At 50.9% G+C, this 271-nt stretch carries 1 protein-coding gene; it reads right to left on the bottom strand.

The genetic code is table 11. The annotated features are described in order from the left end of the window. Nucleotides 1-271: hypothetical protein (locus QP140_RS09985; RefSeq protein WP_284759503.1), on the bottom strand; the 271-nt coding region annotated here is incomplete at both ends.

The raw sequence follows: 271 nt of genomic DNA, 5'->3' as shown, positions 1-271 counted from the left end.
AATGGCAGTAATGAGACCTTTATTACGGCGAGATTTATCCGCCTCCTGCGTGACACGACCATAGGCTATCGCGGTAAAAATAATGGCGATCACAACGCAGGCGACACCGAGGAACAGAATGAGCGGATCGCCCTGCGGATTGCCGATATAGGTGGTGATCACACCCAGAGCCAGTGCCAGCCCCACACCCACAGGAAAAGCTACCGCCATACCGGCAAGATTAATAGAAGCGACCAGAAGAATATTGGAAATATTGAAGATAATCCCTGCC

This window comes from Corynebacterium sp. UMB9976 (assembly GCF_030212265.1).
Taxonomy (GTDB): domain Bacteria; phylum Actinomycetota; class Actinomycetes; order Mycobacteriales; family Mycobacteriaceae; genus Corynebacterium.
The sequence above is the reverse complement of the archived record's forward strand: the minus strand, read 5'-3'. Positions and strand labels throughout refer to the sequence as shown.